General features: G+C 62.0%; 13 protein-coding genes. All 13 read right to left on the bottom strand.

Annotated features, from left to right (window positions below; genetic code table 11):
* The 13 genes from OHL20_RS02530 to OHL20_RS02465 all read right to left on the bottom strand — a co-directional run bounded on the left by OHL20_RS02530 (position 1) and on the right by OHL20_RS02465 (position 19,924).
* Complete coding sequence (locus tag OHL20_RS02530; protein ID WP_263381646.1) at positions 1-2,499, bottom strand: putative baseplate assembly protein; 2,499 nt, start codon at positions 2,497-2,499, stop codon at positions 1-3.
* A gap of 26 nt (positions 2,500-2,525) precedes the next feature.
* The gene (locus OHL20_RS02525; RefSeq protein WP_263381645.1) at positions 2,526-2,882 is read right to left on the bottom strand and encodes a GPW/gp25 family protein; all 357 of its coding nucleotides are present in this window, start codon (positions 2,880-2,882) and stop codon (positions 2,526-2,528) included.
* Positions 2,883-2,892: 10 nt separating this feature from the next.
* Positions 2,893-3,237, bottom strand: coding sequence for a hypothetical protein (locus OHL20_RS02520; protein ID WP_263381644.1), 345 nt, complete (start codon positions 3,235-3,237; stop codon positions 2,893-2,895).
* 9 nt (positions 3,238-3,246) lie between these two features.
* Positions 3,247-3,777 (bottom strand): phage baseplate assembly protein V, encoded by a 531-nt coding sequence (locus OHL20_RS02515; protein ID WP_263381643.1) that lies wholly within the window; start codon positions 3,775-3,777, stop codon positions 3,247-3,249.
* Positions 3,774-4,892: a hypothetical protein gene (locus OHL20_RS02510; protein WP_263381642.1), complete on the bottom strand. Its 1,119-nt coding sequence runs from the start codon at positions 4,890-4,892 to the stop codon at positions 3,774-3,776. Before OHL20_RS02510 ends, OHL20_RS02515 begins: the two co-directional genes overlap by 4 nt.
* On the bottom strand, positions 4,885-5,208 hold the full coding sequence (locus tag OHL20_RS02505) for a LysM domain-containing protein (RefSeq protein WP_263381641.1): 324 nt from the start codon (positions 5,206-5,208) through the stop codon (positions 4,885-4,887). The genes OHL20_RS02510 and OHL20_RS02505 overlap by 8 nt, the downstream gene beginning before the upstream one ends.
* A 26-nt stretch (positions 5,209-5,234) precedes the next feature.
* The gene (locus OHL20_RS02500; RefSeq protein WP_263381640.1) at positions 5,235-5,891 is read right to left on the bottom strand and encodes a hypothetical protein; all 657 of its coding nucleotides are present in this window, start codon (positions 5,889-5,891) and stop codon (positions 5,235-5,237) included.
* A 22-nt stretch (positions 5,892-5,913) separates the two neighbouring features.
* Positions 5,914-7,092, bottom strand: a complete 1,179-nt coding sequence (locus OHL20_RS02495) for an eCIS core domain-containing protein (protein ID WP_263381639.1) — start codon at positions 7,090-7,092, stop codon at positions 5,914-5,916.
* Positions 7,093-7,241: 149 nt separating this feature from the next.
* Entirely contained in the window at positions 7,242-15,221 is a 7,980-nt protein-coding gene (locus OHL20_RS02490) for an eCIS core domain-containing protein (RefSeq protein ID WP_263381638.1), read from the bottom strand.
* Positions 15,218-15,580: a hypothetical protein gene (locus OHL20_RS02485; protein ID WP_263381637.1), complete on the bottom strand. Its 363-nt coding sequence runs from the start codon at positions 15,578-15,580 to the stop codon at positions 15,218-15,220. Before OHL20_RS02485 ends, OHL20_RS02490 begins: the two co-directional genes overlap by 4 nt.
* A complete protein-coding gene (locus OHL20_RS02480; protein ID WP_396271489.1) occupies positions 15,577-17,796 on the bottom strand; it encodes an ATP-binding protein in 2,220 nt (739 codons plus the stop codon). The genes OHL20_RS02485 and OHL20_RS02480 overlap by 4 nt, the downstream gene beginning before the upstream one ends.
* Positions 17,793-19,100, bottom strand: coding sequence for a DUF4255 domain-containing protein (locus OHL20_RS02470; protein ID WP_263381635.1), 1,308 nt, complete (start codon positions 19,098-19,100; stop codon positions 17,793-17,795). The genes OHL20_RS02480 and OHL20_RS02470 overlap by 4 nt, the downstream gene beginning before the upstream one ends.
* On the bottom strand, positions 19,097-19,924 hold the full coding sequence (locus OHL20_RS02465; protein ID WP_263381634.1) for a hypothetical protein: 828 nt from the start codon (positions 19,922-19,924) through the stop codon (positions 19,097-19,099). The genes OHL20_RS02470 and OHL20_RS02465 overlap by 4 nt, the downstream gene beginning before the upstream one ends.
* Positions 19,925-19,927 lie beyond the last annotated feature (3 nt).

Below are 19,927 nucleotides of genomic sequence, written 5' to 3'. Positions count from 1 at the left end.
CTATCTGCCTCCGCGCATGGCGAGCTTGAGCACACCGTGTTCAGGGAAACTTGGGTCGTTGTCGAGTTGCGGGATCTCATCGTTCGTCAGCGGCAGCACACCGTTTTGCAGCTCGTGGTTCGGTTTTTCGAACAGCCGGTGCAGCCTCTTCACCGTCACGCATTCCACACCCGGCACCACCTGTCCCGCAGCCACGATGCGGCTCACGTCGATGTCCTCGCCGAAGGTCATGTTGTCCGGGTGGAAGAAGCCGAGTTTGCCGCCGGCCAGCTTGCGCTGGCTGAACACATCCAGCAAAGCAGACTTCACATGCGCTTGCAGGTAGTCGGGCTCCACGCACACCGCGAGCTCTAGGTAGATCGGCACATAACGCGCGGCCTTGACCGCAAGGTCCTGGCCGATCCGGCGATACGCTTCAAGCGAAGTCTTGATGTTCTTCAACAGCGTAGGCTTGGCCGTCTCCGTGCCCAGCGGGTCGATGGCCACGTCGGCCTCGTACCAGCTGCCCGTCCACACCAGCTCTGCGGAAGCCCCCTGCAGCTGCTTGTTTTCTTCGGCCAGCGTTTGGTAGTCCGCCGCCGTGATGGCGCGCTGCAGCACCTGGCGAAAGTCCGTTGGCGCGAACATCTTTGCGTCTTCCATCGGCTCGGGGTCCATGCCGCCCGACGCGGGCAGGGGATTCCGCACGGTGATGGAAGAGCCGTCCAGCTTGTAGTCCTTCAGCACCAGGCGTGAGATCGCTTCCGCGCCCACGTTCCCAGCTGTGCCATTGCCCACCCTGTATGTCGCGCTGAACGTCATCCCGGCTGGAGGCTGTGCGCCCAGCTCACCATCCCCGAAGCGGAGGTGTGCGAAGCCGCCGCTGTCCACTTCCACAACAAAGTCGTTGTCGGAAGGAGAGCTCTCGATCAGGTCGTTCTTCGCGGTCCAGGTTTGCGCGGGATCGGAAGTCAACGTGACTTGCGGCGTAGCTTCGCGCTCGTCCTGGGTGACCAGCGCCGTTGCGGAAGCAACTGTTGTGCCGTCAGTCGGGAGCGCCTCGCTATACGTAACAGGACTGTCCGGAAGCGTCGGTTTGAACTGCCCGGGATACGTGCGGACGTCCGAGGGCTCGCCCGCGCAATCGCAGGTTGCACTGCTGCTCAGGGTCGAAACCTGTCCCAGATCTATCGGCGGCTGGGTCTGGCCGTGGTCTACCAGCACAACGTTCCCGTGTGCCACACTAACGTTGTCGATGTAAGCGCACCCAGGCGCAGGCCCTATCGCCGAAAGGCAAAAGGCATACGGCAACGCGTCTTCCTTGCCCCACTCCAGCTCCAGCAGCGACGCAGGCTTTCCTGCGTCATCCGGATAGACAGGATCTTGCGCGGGTGTCACGGCGGTCAGCCGCACAGCGCAACGCTTCTTGGGATCGGCATCGTACGTCAGCCCAGTGGTCGGGCTGATCACTTCCTCCAGGACAAGAACATCGCCCACCTTGAGCTGCAGCGCCCCTAGCGGATCGCGCACCGTGGCCGAGGTGCTCCCGCGCTTGAGGCAGCACTCCCGCTCGCCCCACGTGTAGAACTGGATATCGTTCTGCGCGGCCAGAAAGTTGAAGTTGCTTGAGGTAGCCGTTGAACCGTCCGTCAGCGGCTCAAACACTTCATAGCTGGAACTGGGTACACCTTCCAGATCGTCCCACGAAAGCACCGGAGTGCGGACAGGCAAGGCGTCGTTCAAGCCGGTCAGGAACGATACGGCGCTCTTCGGGATCGACGTATCCACGCTCACGTTGACTAGCACCCACGCACGCGCGTTGCAGCCTTCATGCAGCGTGTAGTCCACCAGGCGCGCATGCCGCCTGACGGAGATACGCTGCCGCGCCGTCTCCAGATAAGCCTCCGTCGCCACAGCGTCCTGGTGATAGCTCAGGTAGTCCCCGGTGTAAGCCATCAACTCGACCAGGACCATGCCCAGGTCGGCCGCGTGTCGCTCCGTCCATCCCGGCATCAGCAGCGCGAGTCTGTCCAGGATCAACTGGTTGAAGCTCGCATAATCCTTGGCCAGATAGTTGATCTGCGGCTCGTCGAGCTCCGGCGGCGCACAGCTACAAGCCGGCGCGCAATCCAGGTCGGAAGGGCAGTTGACCTTGAACGAAAAGCGGACGTGGTCGTAGCGCGGGTCGATGTTTTCCACGCCGCTCAAGTGCAGCGTGTAGTTCGAAAAGTCGCCATACCGGTCCAGCGTGAGCACCACGAAGTCGTCCTGCTCGGGGTCGGGATCGGGCACTGGCGTGACGCTCGTGACTTGAATACCCGTGGTCCGGTGGCCGCCGGTAACCTGGAAGTACTTCACCAGGGCAGGGGACTTGACGCTCAGCTCCTGGGGCAGCTTGCCCAGCAGATACACATGCAGGGTCAGCTGGTCGTCCAACACTTCCACGTAGTCCAGGCCGTTCCGTCCGGCAATGGATCGAACGGCGTCGCGGCGGTCATCCTGTTCGCAGCAAATATTCATCGGGTCACCTCCTTCAATGGGCGGCTCTAAGTGGTACGTACAAAGGTTGCGGTCTGCTGCTGATTGATCTGCCGGATCACGTACGCCACCGTGATCGTGAGCGACGAGTCTTCTGAGGCCACCGTCACGTCCTGCAGGTCGAGAATGTCGCCCAGCCATCGCTGAATGGCCGCGTGCAGGGAGAACTGCACGGTTGCGGCAAGCTCCGGGCTGTTGGGCGCAAACAGCAGCTGCGAAACCGCGCTGCCGAAGTCCGGCCGGTTCACACGCTCGCCGGGCACGGTAAAGATCAGTTGCTCCAGCATTTCGCGGACGTGGTCGTTCAGGTCCGCCGTCGTCGTCTGTCCTCGCCCATCAAAATGAAACGGAAAATCGATGTTCATGGTTCCTCTTTCACATTGCGTTGACCCGCACCTGCACACTGCTCACGATCGGTGGGCCCGCTGGAATCTGGTCTGCGCTCTGGCAAATGGCGGGCCCCGGCCCGGGGTTCGCGATGACGGCTGCCGGCTGGCCCATGATCATGACCCGCGAAGTCGGCATAAGCCACTTCACCGTGGCGCAAGGCTGAGGCTTGGTGCCCACCATAAAGGCACAGCCCGCCACGGTGATCACGCTGTTGAAGGGCGCGACCGCCTGGTTGCTTACCATCACCCGCGTTTGCATCGTTGGCACCGTCGCTTGCCCGCCATGAGGGCATTGCATCGTAGCTCCAACGTGAAGAAGATATCCAGGCATAGCGCGCTCCTACAGTACGGTTAAGGCCCCGTCATTGACGTTGACCGTGTTCCCGATCAAGGTCACCGTAGCGCCCTTGCCGTTGGTCATATAGATTCCCGTGTCGTTCACGATCAACGACACGCCCGACGTGCTCTGCAGCATGATGCCGCCCAACACTCCCGGCATATCGCTGATAGCGATCGTGTTCTGCAGCGAAGTCTGAAAGATGATGCTCGGCGAAACGGGCGAGCCCGTCATGGCCATCGACGGAGGACTGCCTATATCGAACCGGCATCCGGTCCATACCGGAAACTCGGGATCGCCCTGCTCGAACTCCACCCACACGCTCGTCCCGATAGGGGGCACAAGATATGCGCCCATCGGCGTGCCCGTGGGGCCTGCAAGAGGTGCACACGCTTCGCACCAGCTTGAGGGCGTCGGCCCCAGCACATCCGGGACGGTGCACGTGATGCGGCCGCGCTGTTCCGGGTCCACGTTCAGGACCACCGTGCCGCGGTACTTGCCGTAAAACTTCTTCCCAGTCGCGAGATCGCTCATACAAATACCTTCGGTGTATTGGTGATAAGGCCGTCGCGGCTGAGCTGGAACGTCTGCTTGTACTCGCCGCGCTTGATGCTGTGGGTTACGCTGTCCACGTAGTACAGCCCGTCATAGGTAAGGCCCGCGCCCCGCACGCCCACCATCAACCGGTTGCGAAGGATGCCGCCATAGCGCAATACGTCCAGCGTGCCTGACACGGTAACGGAGTTCGACGCGTTGAAGGTCATGCCGAGGATCTCCTGCAGGCCTTCCGCCATCGACTTGTTCGCTCCGTCGTCGGCGTACTCGATCTTGCTCGGCGCCGGCAGGCGCAATCCCATGGGCGGCCGCAGGACGCTGAGGTTGGGCGCCGGAATGGTGATATCTTCGCCCTCGACGTGGATAGTGTAGATGATGATCTTCTTCGAAAGCCCATCCAGGCTGAAGGTCATCTGCTCCACGTTGGTATGCGCGTCCATGTTGATGCTCAGCGCCGATTGCGGCACGGGGATCCGCACGTCAGGACCGAAGTAGGCAATGCTCTGGCCCGGCAGCGGTCCCGGGTCGATATAGAACGTGTAGCCGCACTTCCTCGCCATCCAGCGCATGTAGTATAGGTCCGTGCCGCGGTGTGTCGGTATCTTGTTCGTCGGTGGCGGAACAGAAGGAGGTATGGGCGGAAGCAATATGGGCGTAATACCGAACGCCGCATACTTCGCCATGATGACGTAGAGGCGCGCCATCTCCGGCATGGCCGGGTAACGCATGTAGTTCATCTCCACTACGTCCATCACCACGCTCAGGTCTTCGCCCGTGATGGTCAGCGTGGATTGTCCCGGCTCGTTGCTGGGCGAAAGCTCCTGCCGCGTCACAATGCCGTCCATGATCACGTTGGGCAGGCTGTTCACCGTGGCGATGATGATCACCCGCGTGGTCATCGGGTCGAAGTAGCCCGCCGGCAGCATGTACTGCAGCAACGGTGAGTTCTTGCTCAGCGCGAACGTCACCTGGAACCCGGTCTTCTCCTTACCGCTGTTGACTGACACACTGACGAGCGCGTCCATTACAGACTGCGGCACCGGCACGGGCACGCCCGGTCCGATCAACAGCGTCAGGTGGACACCCTTAAGCATTCGTCGTCCCCGGTATGCCTTGCGGCAGCGTAATGCGGAGTTTGCGCCCGGGCGTGCCCGTCAGCTTCTCCGCGTTCATGGCCCGGTTCGCATCGGCGATACGCCAGAAGGCCTGCGGGTCGCCCATCAGCGCAGACGCCACATTGTCCAGCCGGTCGCCTTCCTTCACCGTGTAGTACTGCAGCAACGAAAACTGGTCGGGGTCGGGCACGAAGCGCCGCAACAGGTACGTAACCTGTTCGCCGGCGGCGTTGGTCAGCGTCGTCGTGTCGATGTTGTAGTAGCGGCTGGAGATCGGAAAACTGTAGTTCGCCATAATGTTTGTCCTTTAGCTCGGCAAGCCTAGATTGGAAGGCCCGTAATGCCCAGCGTGTTGAAGGTACCTGGAGCGTTCTTCGCCGCAAGCTGCTCCTTGGCCTTCAGGTACGCCATGAACAGCCCGCCGCCTTTGTTGTCGAAGCCGAGATCATCCGTGGTCAGCACTCGCATGCCCAGGCTGACCTTGGCGCGGACGGGGTTGAGCTGTGTGTCGAAAGCGTCCTCGGTGATGCTGAGCTCCGTAATGCGGACGGGCACAATGCGGTTCGCGCCGAAGATGAAGACCGTAAGCGGCCCCTGCAGCGGCATGATCTCCAGCGAGCCCGAAGATTCTTCGCTCCAGTTGGAAAACAGGTGGGCGCTCGCGGGGTAAACGATGGTCTCGATCGCCGCCAGCTGTGCGTGGATGCCGGTCGCAAGGGTTTGAGCGTCGCCCGCTTCCAACTGGTCGGTAGCATCGATCTCCGCATCCACCTTGATCGTCTCCACCGGCGGCCCTTTCAGGCGCAGGGCCTCCTGGTGGTCGCCCGAGTCTCCCGTCACGCCCTTGATCTGAAAACTGCGCGTCATGGTGTCCGGGTTGTACTGCAAGGCGATAATGCCGGCGATCGTGCCGCTCTGGTTGTCGATCAGGGCGAGACCGCCTTTGATCAGGCGTGGCGCGTTGAGGGGTGTGCTCATAGTGTGTTCACTGACATCTCTGCTACTTATTGTGGCTGAACTTCTTGATCATCCAGTCCAACGTGTCATTGGTGAGGATGGGGATAATAATGTGCTTTTCATCCGGATAAGAACGCAGAAAATCTGCGTTGAACTTGTCGTACGTGTTGGGATATTCCGCTGTAAGCCAGTTGCTTAAAGCAAAGCTTGTGCCGAAATCGGCGAGGCTCTTGGAAAGCTTGGGCCCCAGAACGGGCAGCACCAGGTTGTAGCTATAGTTCCGGTGAGCGATCAGCGAGTCGGCCAACCTGTCGTCGATCCTCAGTCCGTGTTCCATGGCCTTGGCGTGAAGCGTCGCCCAGTCCATGTCGTCGGTTGAAAGCTTGTTGAACCTGGGGTCGAGCGGCGGAAAATACGGAGCATCGAGGTGATAGTGCAGACCGAGATCCAGGTTTGCGGTTGGGTTCGAGCCCACGATGGAAGCGCCGCCCTGCGATTTCAACTCGTCGTCCTTCTTTGCGTCAGACTGTTCTGTTTCCTTGGCCGTCTTCGGCTTCTCGACGCCGTCGCGCACATAGATCCCGGCCCGTCTGTTCTGTTCCAGGGGCACAAAATCCGTCGTTTCCCCATGCGCAATCAACACGACCCTCGACTCAGCCGGCAGCTTCCCCTCCAGGAAGTGCTTGACCGCCGCGGCCCGGTGCGCGGAAAGGTTCATGTTGTAGTCCGCCAGGTCCGGGCCTTGCCCTTCGCTGCTCGCATAGCCATCGATCTGCACGGTCACCGGGTCCTTGTGTCCCTTCACAGCTTCCAGCAGCGCCGTCTGCGACGCTTTCGAAAGCGTGGCCTTGTCCAGCTCAAAAACGACACCGGCATCTTCGATCGCCGCTCCTGAAGCCTTCTGAAAAGCCTCCGCTGGCGGTGCGCTCCCGAGACCTCCCGGGAGCTTCTTCGGCTGCTTCTGGAGCGCGGGCGAGCCCTGGTCCTTCTGCTGCCCCAAGTGCGCCAGCTCGTGCGCCAGCAGTTCGTTACCGCTTCGGGTTCCGGGCCGGTATTGCTCCGGCCCGAAGACCACGTCACGCCCATACGCGAAGGCTTGCGCACCTACCGCGTCGGCTGCACTGCTGTCCATATGCACACGGACGTTGCTGAAGTCCCTTCCCAGCTTGGACTGCATGGTGAGCCGTTCGCGCTCCGGCAGCGGCTTGCCCGGCCCGGTCACCCCCGGCGCCTCTTCGCTGCGGACACCCGAGCCGTTCGCGGTTTCTGATACGGCCGCCGAAGACGCAAGGCTCCGCGCCTGCTGCTCGAAGGACCGCGACCGCGACCAGACCGGCGTGGCTGACCGTGTTTCACTTGCATGCGCTCTATTCATGGCGTGGCCGCCCCCTTACCGGCGGGCGTTGCTTGGCCAGCGGTCGCTGGCGCTGGAAGCGCCGACATGTCCCCGATCTCAATGTCCTCGATGGTGCCGGAAGGCACGCCGATGGTGATCAGCGTGTCCAGCGTCGCCAGGCCTTGCACGTCTACAAAGAGGTCTAGGTCAACCTTGCCGCTGTGGCCGCCGGGGAAGATCATCTGCTTGGCGTGGAACTTCGGCAGGTTGATGCGAAGGTCTTCGCCCAGGTTCGATTCCGGGATATGAAGGATGTTGCTGCCCTGGCTATTCTCCAGTTCGAGATAAAAGTCGTCCGGTCCGGGCTCTTTCTTCCCGCTGAGCGAGAGACCGATCCTGCCTTTGCCCAGGGAAAGACCCTCCGGTCCCGTCTTCACGCTCGCGTGGTTCAGCTTCCAGTTGCCCTCTGGTTCTTCTGCGTTCGGATCGTAAGGATCTGGCGGTGCGTTCACCTCTCCTTCCACCAGTCTTTGCATATCCAGGCCGCCGCTTTCCATAAAGTCCGGTATCAGCCCGGGCAGCGGCTTCATCTTGTGAATGTGAATGCGGCCCTTCTCCACGCCGTTTCTGCGTGCCGCTAGATAGAGACCCTTCTCGTCCATCCCGATGTTGAGTGGATGTGCATTGATGAACCAGAGCTTGCCGTTGGTGATCGCGACCTTTTCGTTCGGGATCACGGGCAGGTCTAGGATTACGTCTCCATCCAGGCTGCCGAACGGCTCTGCGAAGAAGCGGGGCAGCGGGTCCGCGGTCGCGGCGTCCACTTCGTCCTTCGTGGCTTTGTGGCTGTGCATCGCCAGCCAGATTCCAAGGTTCTTCACAGAGATCTTCCCGAGCCGGAGGCCGAAGTCGCGGATGCCTTTCTCGGTGCCCATGCCTCTCATGCCCAGCGCCGCATCCTTGATGGAAACCAGCGGGATGCTTACGGACATGGGCCCACGCGAGATGTGGAAGTCCTTGGCCTCGGCGCCGATGTTGGGTATGCGGAACGTTCCATCGGCTTCGAAAGTGGGCGTCATTCCTTCAAACTCGATCGACGCCTGCTGCTCGCCATACTTGTTGCGAAGCTCGGTAAGGTTGCCTTTTTTGTCCTTGTAAGTACCCGTAATGTTTTCCAGCCCAAGGCGTGTGAGCTGGAAGGCGCCGGCCAAAGACGTCCGTGTCTTTCCGGAGTCGTCGTCTTCCTTGATTGTCTGGAGCCGGATGTTGTCGCCCGAGATGGGCCCGCCGTCCACTTGCAGGGCGAACTTCGCCACCGTGTCGCCATCGGAGAACTTATTCACCAACTCTCCTGCCATGCCGTATACCCGAAACGCACTCGCCCCATGGGCTCGGTACGACGATTTGGCCGGGTCCTCTTCCACGTGAATGCCCAGCGTGGTCGCGGCCTTGGCAGCGTCGTAGTGGATGTCCGTGAACCGCAACTGCTCGATCTCTGCAAAGGAAGCTTTGATGTTCTTGGTCTTGGTGACCTTGTTCGCGCCATCCATCTCCTCCGTCTTTCCGCTGTAGGAGAAGTTGTTCGCGTAGGTATCCAGGAACTTGATCTCGTCTACGTGGACATCCGTGACTTCAATGCTCTCTTTGCCTTCCTTCACGACCGGCTTGTAGTCCACGTGGGCTTTCGTAAACTTCACCGTATCGATGCTGCCGTAGCCGAGCTGTATTTGCGAGTTGGTCCCTTCGCCATAAGTTGTTTTGCCGAAATGAACGTCCTTGATCGTAAGGTCGTTCATCTCGATGAAGTTCTCGCCGAAGGTAAACGTCGACTTGATGTCGATACCCGCTTCCTTGGTCGAGAAATCCTTGTTCTGCGCGAACCCCACCAGTTGATCAATTGTGCCGATCGTCGCCGTCCCCGTATGCGGGGCCGTGAACGTCGCATTCATGCCTCTTCCTGCAAGCCCGCCGCCTGCTTTCAGGTGAGTGCTCAGGTCTTCATAGGCCACCGACGCACCATACTTCTGCACGTCGATCTTCCCCTTGCTGATCCCGGTTTCTTTCGTCCAGTCCATTCCTTCAATGGTGAAGTTCTCAATGGCGAACGGCTGGAAGTGCTCCAGGGCCTTCTGCAGGGTCTTATCGTCCGGCTTCGGCCCTACTTCTACCTTGATCTTGTCGTCCTGGTAGGTCAGGTGCTTCGCCTTAATGGAGTCCACACCCAGGCTGTTGATGTGCACGCCTACCAGCTTCGATTCTTTCTTCTGCTTGCCGCCGTCCTTGGCCGCTTCTTTGGAAGCCGCAGCCGGCGTCTCCTTCATCTCGATGTGCCCATCCACGTGCAGGCCCATCAGCTCAACGGGCTGGTCGGCTATCAGGCGCATCGCGCCGGCCTTCCAATCCAGGCTGGGTACCGTGAGCTTCTGCAGCCGGACGTTCTTCAGCTTGTAGCCGTCGTTATCCAGCGTGACCGCGCCGGACAGGTGCTCCAGCGAGAGGTGCGCCCAGCCATCAGGTCCGCGGAAGTTCACTGCGGTCAGGCTCAGGTCGTCCATGGAGATCGTTTTGCCGCCCAGCTTCAGGAACTCGATGCCCAGATTCTTCGCGTTCAGCAGGCCGTGTGTCATCTCCAGCCCGCCGGAAAGCGAAGCCGAAAGATCGGCGTTGGAGATCGAACCTATGCTCGCCTTTCCAAGGATGATGGGATCGGCATTCTTGTCCTTCAGAATGTCGATCGTCATGCCTTTCGCCTGCACGTTATTCACGGTCCCGGAGTTCGCGCGCACGTCGATCTTTGATTCGGTGTCTTCGTAGCCGAAAGCGTCCAGCCGGATGCTCGCAATGTCGAACGAGCGGATCTCGATGTGAGCCAAGCGGTAGTCGCCGGCGGCGCTGTCCACTGGAGCGAACTTGAGGTCCCCAGAGAACTTCAGGCTGTTGAGCGAGGTCTGCCCGTTGCTCCAGATCTTCGAGCCGCCGGTCTTCTTGTCCGTTCCGGAAAGCAGGATCTCCGACAGGGAAATGCTGTTCAGGTCGAGCTGGGCTACAGCCACCGTGAGGTTGTTGTCCCCGTCCTCCTTCACGGTGGCGTTCAGCTTGATGGGCCCAACGTCCACACCCGTCGGCTTTCCCAGCCGGCTGTCCTCCGGTCCCGGGCTTTTGTACCCGACAGACGCATGCCCCAGCACTTGGTTGTCCTTGCCGGTTCCCGTTAGGGTCACGCCGCCGCGCTTCAGTGTCTTGTCCAGATTGAAGTTCCCGGCCAGCACATCGCCGAGAACATCACCAGCCCCGGTGGCCTGGATGCCGAACTCATCCAGCTCCGCCCTCGCCGACCCGTAACGCGCAAGCCCGGCCGCGATCAGTTTGTCGAGCTCCTTCAGCTTCGCATCGGCGGCCTTGCGTTCTTCCGTAGTCTTTGCCTTGTCCACCCTAGCCGTCGCGAGAGTGCGTTTGTCCGCCAGCGACTGCAGGGCAGGCAGGTCTTTACGCAGCTGGTCGCGGTCCCTGCGCTTAGCGGCGGTGAGGTTGTGCTCCAGCTCCAGCCCGGCAAGCCTTCGCTGCATGAGCTGGAGCTGCGGCCCCAGCCGGAGCGATTCGACAGTAAGCGAAGTGAACCCCGCTGTAACCAGGTTTCCCCGGTCATGCACGTCAACGCCGGCGCCCTTGAGCGTCGCTTTCTTGAAGAGCACACCCGTGCTGCGGTCCCGCGCTCCTGATATCTCGATTTGTCCGGCATGCAGGCCGCCACCTTGCAGGTTCTTCTGCCAGTCGACCCATCCAGACAAGCCGTTGGCCGCGGTGGCGTCGGCCCGGATGTCCGTGCCTTTCACTTCGTCAATGGAAAGGCCCTTCTCCGGCATGGTGATGTTCTTGAGCGTGGCTTCGTCTACACCCAGGCCAACGCGGCCTGTGCCGAAGCCCACATACAGGTGCGCACGCAGCAGGTCGATGCTGCCGAACGTAATCGAAGCATCCCGCGCAAGCACGGTCCGAAGCCCGCGGAAGTCTTCCAGTTGCTTGTCGTCAAGCGAGGAGACGCCGATCTCAACGTACTGCTCATACCGCTGGGCCTTCTTCTCCAACTCCAGCAGCTCTGCATAGATCGTCGCGAACTCCGGCTTCGTCTTAACTCTCTCAAGCTCCTTGAGCTTCGCCGCAATATCGCTCGAGCTGTAGATCTGGCCGCCCCCGACCGAAACACCGCTCGCGTGTAGCTTGTCGATGTTCAAGCGGAAGTCTCCGCCGCGCTTGGCCAGCGGCGTAGGTTCTGCTCCTTTGCCTTGAGTGATCTGCTCGATCAGTTTCGCATCGGTCACCAGGCCAAGGCCCGCGCCGGCCGCCAGGTCGTTGGCCTTGCCTTCGCCGTGCAGGCCCTCAAGATGAAGCGGCGACTTGATCGTCACGCCGCCATCGATCCCGCTGGCGTCAATGCTGTCGATGTTCAGGTACTGAGCGCCTTCTGTCTCAAACTTCAGCGCGTCGAGCTCACCCTGAAGCTGCTTCGACTCTGCCTCGCTCAGCTTGTCATGCAGAATGCGGTACTGGATCTCATGGACTCGCTTCTCGTCCTTCTCCAGCCCCTTCAGCTCCACATTCGCCTTTGCCTGCTGGGCTTTCAGTGCGGCGACGGCTTTGTCATCCTTCTCCGCTTCCTTGCTGCGGATCTGATTGTCGAGCGACCCGATCTTCGCCCGCAGCGCCGTCGTTTTGTTCATGCCGATGCGCAACGCGAAATCGGCGACCCTGAGCTTTCCGATCGTTTGCCCGCCGCTCGTAGTCAGGCCCTGCACATCCAGGCTATCGAACGTGACATCGAGCGCGCGGATCTGCTCCATGCCATGGTTCACCTCTTGCGCCGGCGTGTCCGGTCCCCATCCCTTGAACTTGAACAGGTAGTACACGGCGGTCCCGATGGTCATCAAGAAGGGAATTGGGAAGTACCACCCACTTCGCGGTGCCGTTTCTTTGTTCCGCGTGGTGGTGTCCTTCGCGCCCGCGCCTAAATGAAACTTCTTCAACACCAGGCGTGAGACCGAAACCATCTTCTCCCGCATCGCCAGCAGCAGGTCGACGATCTCGAAGCTGCCCACATTGATCTGCGCCGTGGTGGGTTGCTCCATGTCTTCCGAGTCGTAGATGGCGTAGATCTGCAGGTTCTTCAGGCGCACAGAACCGGCTTCCACGTTCCCGCCAGGACTTTGAAAGTTGACCGAGTCGATGAGCAGTTCCGGGAGGTACGCCGTCAGGGCATGCGCTCCAATGTCGACGTGCAGCGTCAGCTTATTCGCGTCCACGGCGACGTTCTCGCCTGCCTCTTCCACCGTCTTTGGATCGGCTAGTTGAACGCCGTTCAGGCTACCGCCTTTCACGTCCTGCGCTTGGTTCAAGTCCAGCCGATTGCCGCCCACGGTGCGCCGGATCAGCAGCACGTCATTCCTGAAAAGAAAGAGCAGGCCTTTCCAGATCGTGCGTATCGTCTGCAGCGGGCCTTCTTCATACCACTTCGTCCCTTTCAGGACGTCTGCTTTCCACTTCTGTGCGGCGCTCTCCGCCAGCTTGTACTTCTTCACCAGCGCATTCAGCGCCGGCTTGCCGTCCGCGTAGGCTTTGAACTCCTGCGAGCGCTCAAACGCATACTTGTGCTCGCTCATCGCGATGGCCATGCGCAGCAGGCCGTCCAACCGCGCCGCATTCGCTTCCGTCCACGTGCCTTTTTCCGCCAGCTGCCCCAACACAGAGGCGCGGTCCTTGCCTTCCGCATCCCCGACGTACAGGTTCAGGTCGCGCGACTGGCGCATCTCTTCCGTCATCTCGCTTTGTATGCGAGACCATGCCCAGCCATCGTTCTTGATCAGTTCGCTGCGCTGGTCTTCAGGTAGCGCTTTCACGATCAGGTAAGCTAGAAACGCCTCGCGGGCCGTCACGGCCCAGTCCAGCAGGCCGAGGCTTACCAGGTCCCGAGCATGGGCCGCCGCGCGCACCGGGTCGCGCCCCATCATGATCCGGACAGTGGCGCTCCGGTTGTCTTCTGAGAACAGGAAGTCGTCGCCCAGCGCCTTGAACAGCTCTTCGATGAATCCGCGGCTGTCCAGGTCGTGGACCACGGTCTCCATCAGGAGCTGGTCTTTCGCTCTGAACACCTTCTTATCGCCGAAGCCTGCGGCCCCCACTGCGGCGAGTTCCTGAAAGCGCGCTTCCGCATCTGCTTTCTTCCACCCAGCGTCGTGAGCAGCCTGGAACTTTTCGATGTAGCCCTGGATCACCCCGCCCTGTTCGGCGCGCTTCTGGGCATAGAGTCGCCCGGCGTCGTACAGGCCTTCTTCTTCATCCACCGCCCCGCGCGCATCCGGCTTGAACTGGCCTTTGATCTTCTGCAGCGCTTCCGGCGAGGCCTTATGGACCTCGATCTCCTGGTAACTCCGGGGAAGGTGATGCACGAGCCGGAAGAAGTACTTCCCGCCTTCCAACTGCCGGAAACGGTACTGGTCCCCAAGCGACATGGCGGCCAGCACCCGGTAAGCGAACTTGGCCTCGTAATCCCGTATCGCCCAATCGAAGGCGCCGTACGAGAGCAGGTCCACCAGCATCTGGATGTTCTTTGAAGCCAGCCGGCCCCGCACCAGGCCCAGCAGCACTTCAGAGCGGTCTTCCGGCCCGGCAAAACTCGAGTCCGGCAGGTCCTGGATCAGCGTATCCAGCAGTCCTTCGCCATCCAGCTTCTCCGCGACGTACTCAAGCACCGTGCCGCGATAAGGTTCCAGCAGTTTCAGTGCGGCAAGCGCCTGTTGCGACAAAGACGTACCCTCTTCGGGAAGCGGAGGCGCGAGCGCTTTGCGGACCTTCTCCAGCAGAGCGTTCGCATCGGGGTCGGTGCTGAGCGCCTCCACCGCCTTGCGCGACGCGGCGAGCTCTGCCTCCTTCTTCAGGATCTTTTCATCGCTGGCCTTACGCTCCTCCGGGTCTTCGGGAAGCAACTGCGCCGCGCTGGTAAGACTCTTGATCTTGAGGCGGTTGTCGCTCCTCAGCAGGTCCTGGATCTGCCCGGGATCTAACTGTCCGATCACTTCCCGCGCGGCCTGCGTCACGGGCCGGGTCATGTCGCCCCAGTCGCCTTCGCCAAAGACGTCCAGGTCCATCGCCTTGCGTAGCTCGTCTTGCGTAAGCGCCTCATACGTCGCGATCACTGAGGTGGTATGCGGCCCTAGGTGCGGCTTGTTGATGTTGTTCGCCAGGTGGTACCGGTCGTCGTGGCCAAGTTCGAACACCACCTCTTTCGCCACAGCGAACGGCATCGTGTCCAGGACACGCATCACCTTGAACACATCGCCGTCCGAAATCCAAAGGCCGGAAAGCAACCGGTGGATCTCCGCGATCTCCCGTGCGCGGCTCTTGGGAACACTCGAGCTCAGGGCTGGCGTCGGGGGCGCGTCTTCGGCTCTTGCCGCCACTTCCTGGGGCAAAGAACTGAGCGGCCGCTGGATCGGCGAACGCTCCGCGAACGCCCGTGCCAGATGGGCCGCTTCGTGCTCGGCCGCTACATGCGCGCGGCCTGTGTCCTGGATCGTGTGCGGCACGATCTGGCGCTGGGCGGTATGCACCGTTTCGTGCGCGAGCAAAGACCGCCCGGTCCGGCTGGAAGGATCGAACCGCTGCGGATGGAGGTAGACCGAGCCGTTCTCGGCCAGGCCCGTGGCGCCGCGCGCGTTCGTGCGGCGCTCCGCGTCGGAGTCCACATGCACTTCCAACCGGGAAAGATCGAGTCCCAGGATCGGTGCTAGTTCTTGCAGCAGATGCCGCGTCGCCATCTCGCGGGCAGCGTCTTCGTCGAACACCCGCACGGACCCGTCGCGTATCTCCAGTCCGGCCAGATGAAGTTCCGGATAGACCGGCAGTGCGAGTTCTTCGCTATCTCGCTCCAGTTCCATCACCGCGCTGCGGCCCAGGGCCGGCGCAACCGGCTTTCGCTCCGGCGCAGCGCGTGCAGGTTCCGGAATGAGGCTGCGGCCGCTCAACGTCCCGGTCCTCCCGCCTGGTCTTCGCTAGGGTTCAGCGCACTGTAGACGCTGTGTGCGATCGTCTCGCCAAGACGCGAGGCTGAGTCTGTGGGCTGTGCGGCAGATCGTTTCGAGGCCACGCTGTGCATGGCCATCGAAACCTTTCCTTCCGCTCTGCTTTGCGAAGGAAGTCCCTCGGCGCGCAGCAACCGCAGCAGGTGCTCCTGCACTCCGCTTTGCAGCTCGCGCAGTTGCGCATGCGAGAACGAAGCGCTGTCCAGCACGAGCCGTTCAATGTGCAGGTTGATGTTTGCTGGCGCATGCCGCTGCGCAGGGCCTGGTCCGCCGCGCGATCTTGTGCCCTTCGGCCCGCTCATCGGAACTCCGCTTCGTGAACCGACTTGTCCAGTTTGCGCATCTCGGTGCGCGCGGCCGCCAGCGCTACCGGCATGGTCACCTTGCCTGCGTTCTGCGCTGCCGCAAACGCCGCGTTCAAGGCAATGCTGTGGATGTTTCCACCGCTGATGGAAAGCCGCGCCAGGCGAGCATAATCCAGGTCGTCCGCGGGTGTGTCCTTCGGTAACGCCTGTTCCCAGATGCGCTGGCGCTCGCTCAACCCCGGGAAAGGGAAGTTCACGATGAAGCGCAGCCTGCGCAGGAACGCGGGATCGAGCGCCGTCTTCATGTTTGTCGCCAGGATGGCCAGCCCGCTGAACGACTCCATGCGTTGCAGCAGGTAGTTGATCTCGATGTTCGCGTAGCGGTCGTGGCTGTCTTTCACTTCGCTACGCTTGCCGAACAACGCATCGGCTTCGTCGAAGAACAGAATGGCTCCGCCCTGTTCCGCGGCGTCGAATAACCGGCGCAGGTTCTTCTCCGTTTCGCCTATGTACTTGCTCACCACCGCGGACAGGTCGATGCGGTAAAGGTTCAGCCCAAGGTCGTTGGCGATCACCTCGGCGGCCATCGTCTTGCCCGTTCCGCTCTCGCCGGCAAACAGCGCGCTGATGCCGAACCCTCGGTTCATGCGTTGCGAAAAGCCCCACTGCTCGTAGACTTTGTAGCGCTCCCGCACCTGCGCCGCGATCTGGCGCATCAATCGCATCTGCTCGGCCGGAAGCACCAGGTCGGCCCACTGCGCCTTGGTGTCCAGCCGTTGCGCGAGCATGTCCAGCCGCGGCCGTGTCAGCTCTCTGCTGCCTTCCCATAGGCGCTTGTTCAGGTCCGCGTCGCCGTCAGGAGATTGCAGCGCAGCCTGCGCCACCGTGCTCAGGTCATGCAGGTTCAAGCGGAACTGACCGGCCAGCGCAGCTGCCGTGGCCTCGATCTGCTCGGCTTCGCCGTGGCCTTCCAGGGCCGTCTTCCAGGCTTGGAACTGTTCAGCCGTCGTGGGCTTCGCGACTTCCACCACAAAGGAGTCGACGCTTAGGCGCAGCGGCGTCTCGCGCACGCCTACAAACACCAGCCCCAGCGGTTGCGAAAGAATGCGGGAGAGAGTAGAAGCCGCTTCCGCTCCTGGAGCATCTTCCACCGCTTCCGCGTCAAGGTAGAGCGCGACGCCCAGCAGGATGCTCTCTCGCTGCCATAGGCGGGCCAGCAGTTCCAGCTCCGCAGGTTGGGGCAGCAGAGACTCCACGCCCAGGCGGTAGAGCTTTCTATTCAGCGCCTCGCAGGCCTGCTGGCTGATCGCGGTGCGGCTCCACGCGTCGCCCCCGGCCAGTTGCACCACCGGCACGCTCGACTGTGCGGCCGCCTGGCGCAGCCGTTTCAGGATGCTTGCGAGGTTCGCTTTTTCGCCTTCAGAAAGATCGACATCCGCCGCGGCAGGCATCGGCCTCAGGAACGCGGTGAGCCGGTCGTCCACCGTATTCAGTCCCTTGATGAAGTTCACGATCCGTTCGTCCGCGCGGAGCGGGCAGGCCGTCAACGGCGTTCCGGAAGACTGGCTCAACTCCACCATGCGCGCAAACCGCAGTGGCCGTTGTGCGGAGAGCGCCTCCCAGCTCGCATCGTCCAGCACAGCCAGGGCAAAGCCGAAGGTGGGGTAGCTGCGGGAGGGGGTGCCTTGCACTTGCCCATAGAGCACGTTGATCCCGGGGTCGAACTCCATCGCCGCGCACAGCAGCAACGTGTCGCGCTCAAAGTCCGACATGCCGAAGCGCTCTGCCAGCACGATCAACGCAGGAGGTGGGTCCATCTGGGCAGCTTCGGCTCGCTTGGCCGTCGCATTCTCCAACTGCTCGTCGAGCGAGTGGGGAACCTCCGCAGGAAGCAGTCCTGCCGGTGCCGAGGTAGAAGCAGTGGTCGCGGCAATTGCCGGTGCGGTAGCCGGAGTCGAACTGCCCGAAGGGCTGGGCGGAGTGCTGCGCCGCAGGCGCTGGAAGATACCTTCGTGCGTTGCAGCGTCGATCGTGGTCGCTGTGGTGGGTGGGGTCGATGAGGCTGCCGGCTGCACTGCGGGCTTCGCTGCAGTCGCCGTCGGCTGGCTCGTCGTCGCTGCGGGAGAGGCCACCTTCTGCAGTCGCAGTCGCAGCCACTCCAGCGAGGCGGCAAGATAGGCGTTGTTCTGGTCTTGCCAGGCGTTCGCGCTCATGCGACCACCACCTTCTGTTCAGGATCGAACTGCAGCGTGGGCGGTGTGCCCGCAAAGATGGCGGGAATGCTGTCGATACCCTGCACGCGAAGGCGCACGATGTACTCGCCTGCCGTCACACCCGGTACCGTGAAGGCGAGCGTCGTCGGCTGGGTCGCGTCCGCGGCATTGGTAACGGTGTCCGGCTGCAGGATCTGGTCGCCGAAGATCAGCAGCACCTGCGTCTGCTGGTCTGCGGTCAGCCGCGGCGCGCAGGTCAGCGTGAGCGCGAGGTCGCCCGGCGCGGCGTTGACAGGGCTCACCGTGATCGTGGGGGCCAGCGCGATCGGCACCGCGTTCGTAGTCCACGAAGGCGTGTTCGGCCGCTTCACGCGCAGGGACACTTCATACACACCGACCGCCCAGTTGCTCATGGCGCCGGCGTCTTCCGCAGCGGAAGGCACATGAGAGATCAACTGCGTGCTGCTCACGATGGAAGTCGGCGTCTCTTCATTGCTGGACTGGCTGCGGTCATTGGTGAACACCACCGTGGCGATCGTGGGATCGTTCATCCGCATTCCCGCGACCAGGACATCGTCGCCAAGGCGCATCGCCGGCAGCAGGTCGGAGGTCGCCACCCGTGCCGCTGTCAGCACAGGCGCCGGTGTGCCGCCCACAGCCGGTGCGCCTCGTTGCAGCACCGGAGGCGCGGCCTGGCCTTCGGCCGGATGCTGGATCAGCACCACGGAAACCATGTATGCCATGCTGGGCCGGTAGCGTGCCTGCATCGCCGTCCAGATCTTGGAAAGCTCTTCGGTGCTCAGGTAGACAGGCGAGATCTTGATCATCTCGATCTGGTCGGCCAGGTCGACTGCCGAAAGAGTTCCGAAGGGCGAGGGCAGCAGCATGCCGTCGATCGGAGAAGGCGTGCCCAGGGACGTTCGCAGTTGCGCGCGAGTCAACACCGGCGTTTGGTGCAGCAGGTACATCGCATACCCCAGCAGCACCTCCGCGTTCAGGTCCTGCGAGCCATAGGCCGTAAGCAGGTAGTGAAGGTTCAGCGCCAGTGGCGGAGAGCTCAATCGCGCTTGCCCCTTGTTGTCCACTGAGGGCAGGCCTTCATTGCGCCATCCCTGGTTGGCCGTGACCTGGTACAGAAAAAGGTTCAGTTGGTTGGGCTCGTTCTGGCCGGTCGAAACCCGGTCGGGCGGGAGTGCCGTAAGACTGAAGCTGCCCACGGTTGAAAGGTCGTGGTCCAGCAGCCCATCGTTCAACAGGTCCTTCAAAACAGCGGTGACAGCGGCGATTGCTAGGGGGCTACTCATTGCACGCCTCCCCTCTGCCGTAGGTAGTCATCCAGCCCCAGCTTCGGCGCTGCTGCGCGCGAAACGGCAGGCTTGGGCGCGCTCTGCGGAGCGCGCAGTTCAATGCGCCCTATCGTCACCTGAATATTCGGCAGGGCGGGCGTCGTCTCTGCTGGGACGGCCCTCGACCGCGGCGGCACCCTGGGCGCTTGAGGAGCGGGCGGAGCCGGCTGCATCGCCCGCTTGGGCGGCGCGGGAGATGCCGTGTCGCGCGGTGCCCGTGTGGCGTCTGTCTGCGGTTTTTCCTGGGAAAACCGCGCTTCAGTAGCTTTCGCGCGCATCAGCTCAGGCATCTTGGCAGGCCCAGGAACCTTGGGCTGCTGCTCCACACGTGTTTCGTGCCGCTCGACAAGCGTCCGCTGCCTCTCGACACGGTGTTCGACTCTGCGCTCCACCAGCGCCGGAACGGGCTGTGACCGAGGAGCGGGAACCGAGGGTTGCAGAGCTCCAGGAGCCGGGCGTTCGACTGCAACTTCCTGTCGTTCAACGCGGGCCGAAGGCCGCGGCCGTTCACTGCGTTGCACACTCGGCTGCGCGGGGTTCACCGCGGCTGCGCCAGACTCGTTCCCTTCGTGCGACTTCAGCGCACGTTCCGCGTATATCTCCTGCGGCTCCCTCTCTGCCGGATGCTCTTCCGCGCCCGCCTCCTGCGCGCTTTCCATCCACGCTCCCGAAAGGCGCGCCCCTGCAGAGTCGGGTTCGAAGAGCGAGCGCCGTCGCTTTTCAAGCACGGGGGTCTGCTCGAAAGCGCGGCCGATCAAACCGGACAGAAAATCCCTTGCCATCGC

Origin of the sequence: Granulicella arctica, from assembly GCF_025685605.1 — a bacterium.
GTDB lineage: Bacteria > Acidobacteriota > Terriglobia > Terriglobales > Acidobacteriaceae > Edaphobacter > Edaphobacter arcticus.
Note: the sequence above shows the minus strand (reverse complement) of the source record. Positions and strands in the feature narration are given on the sequence as shown.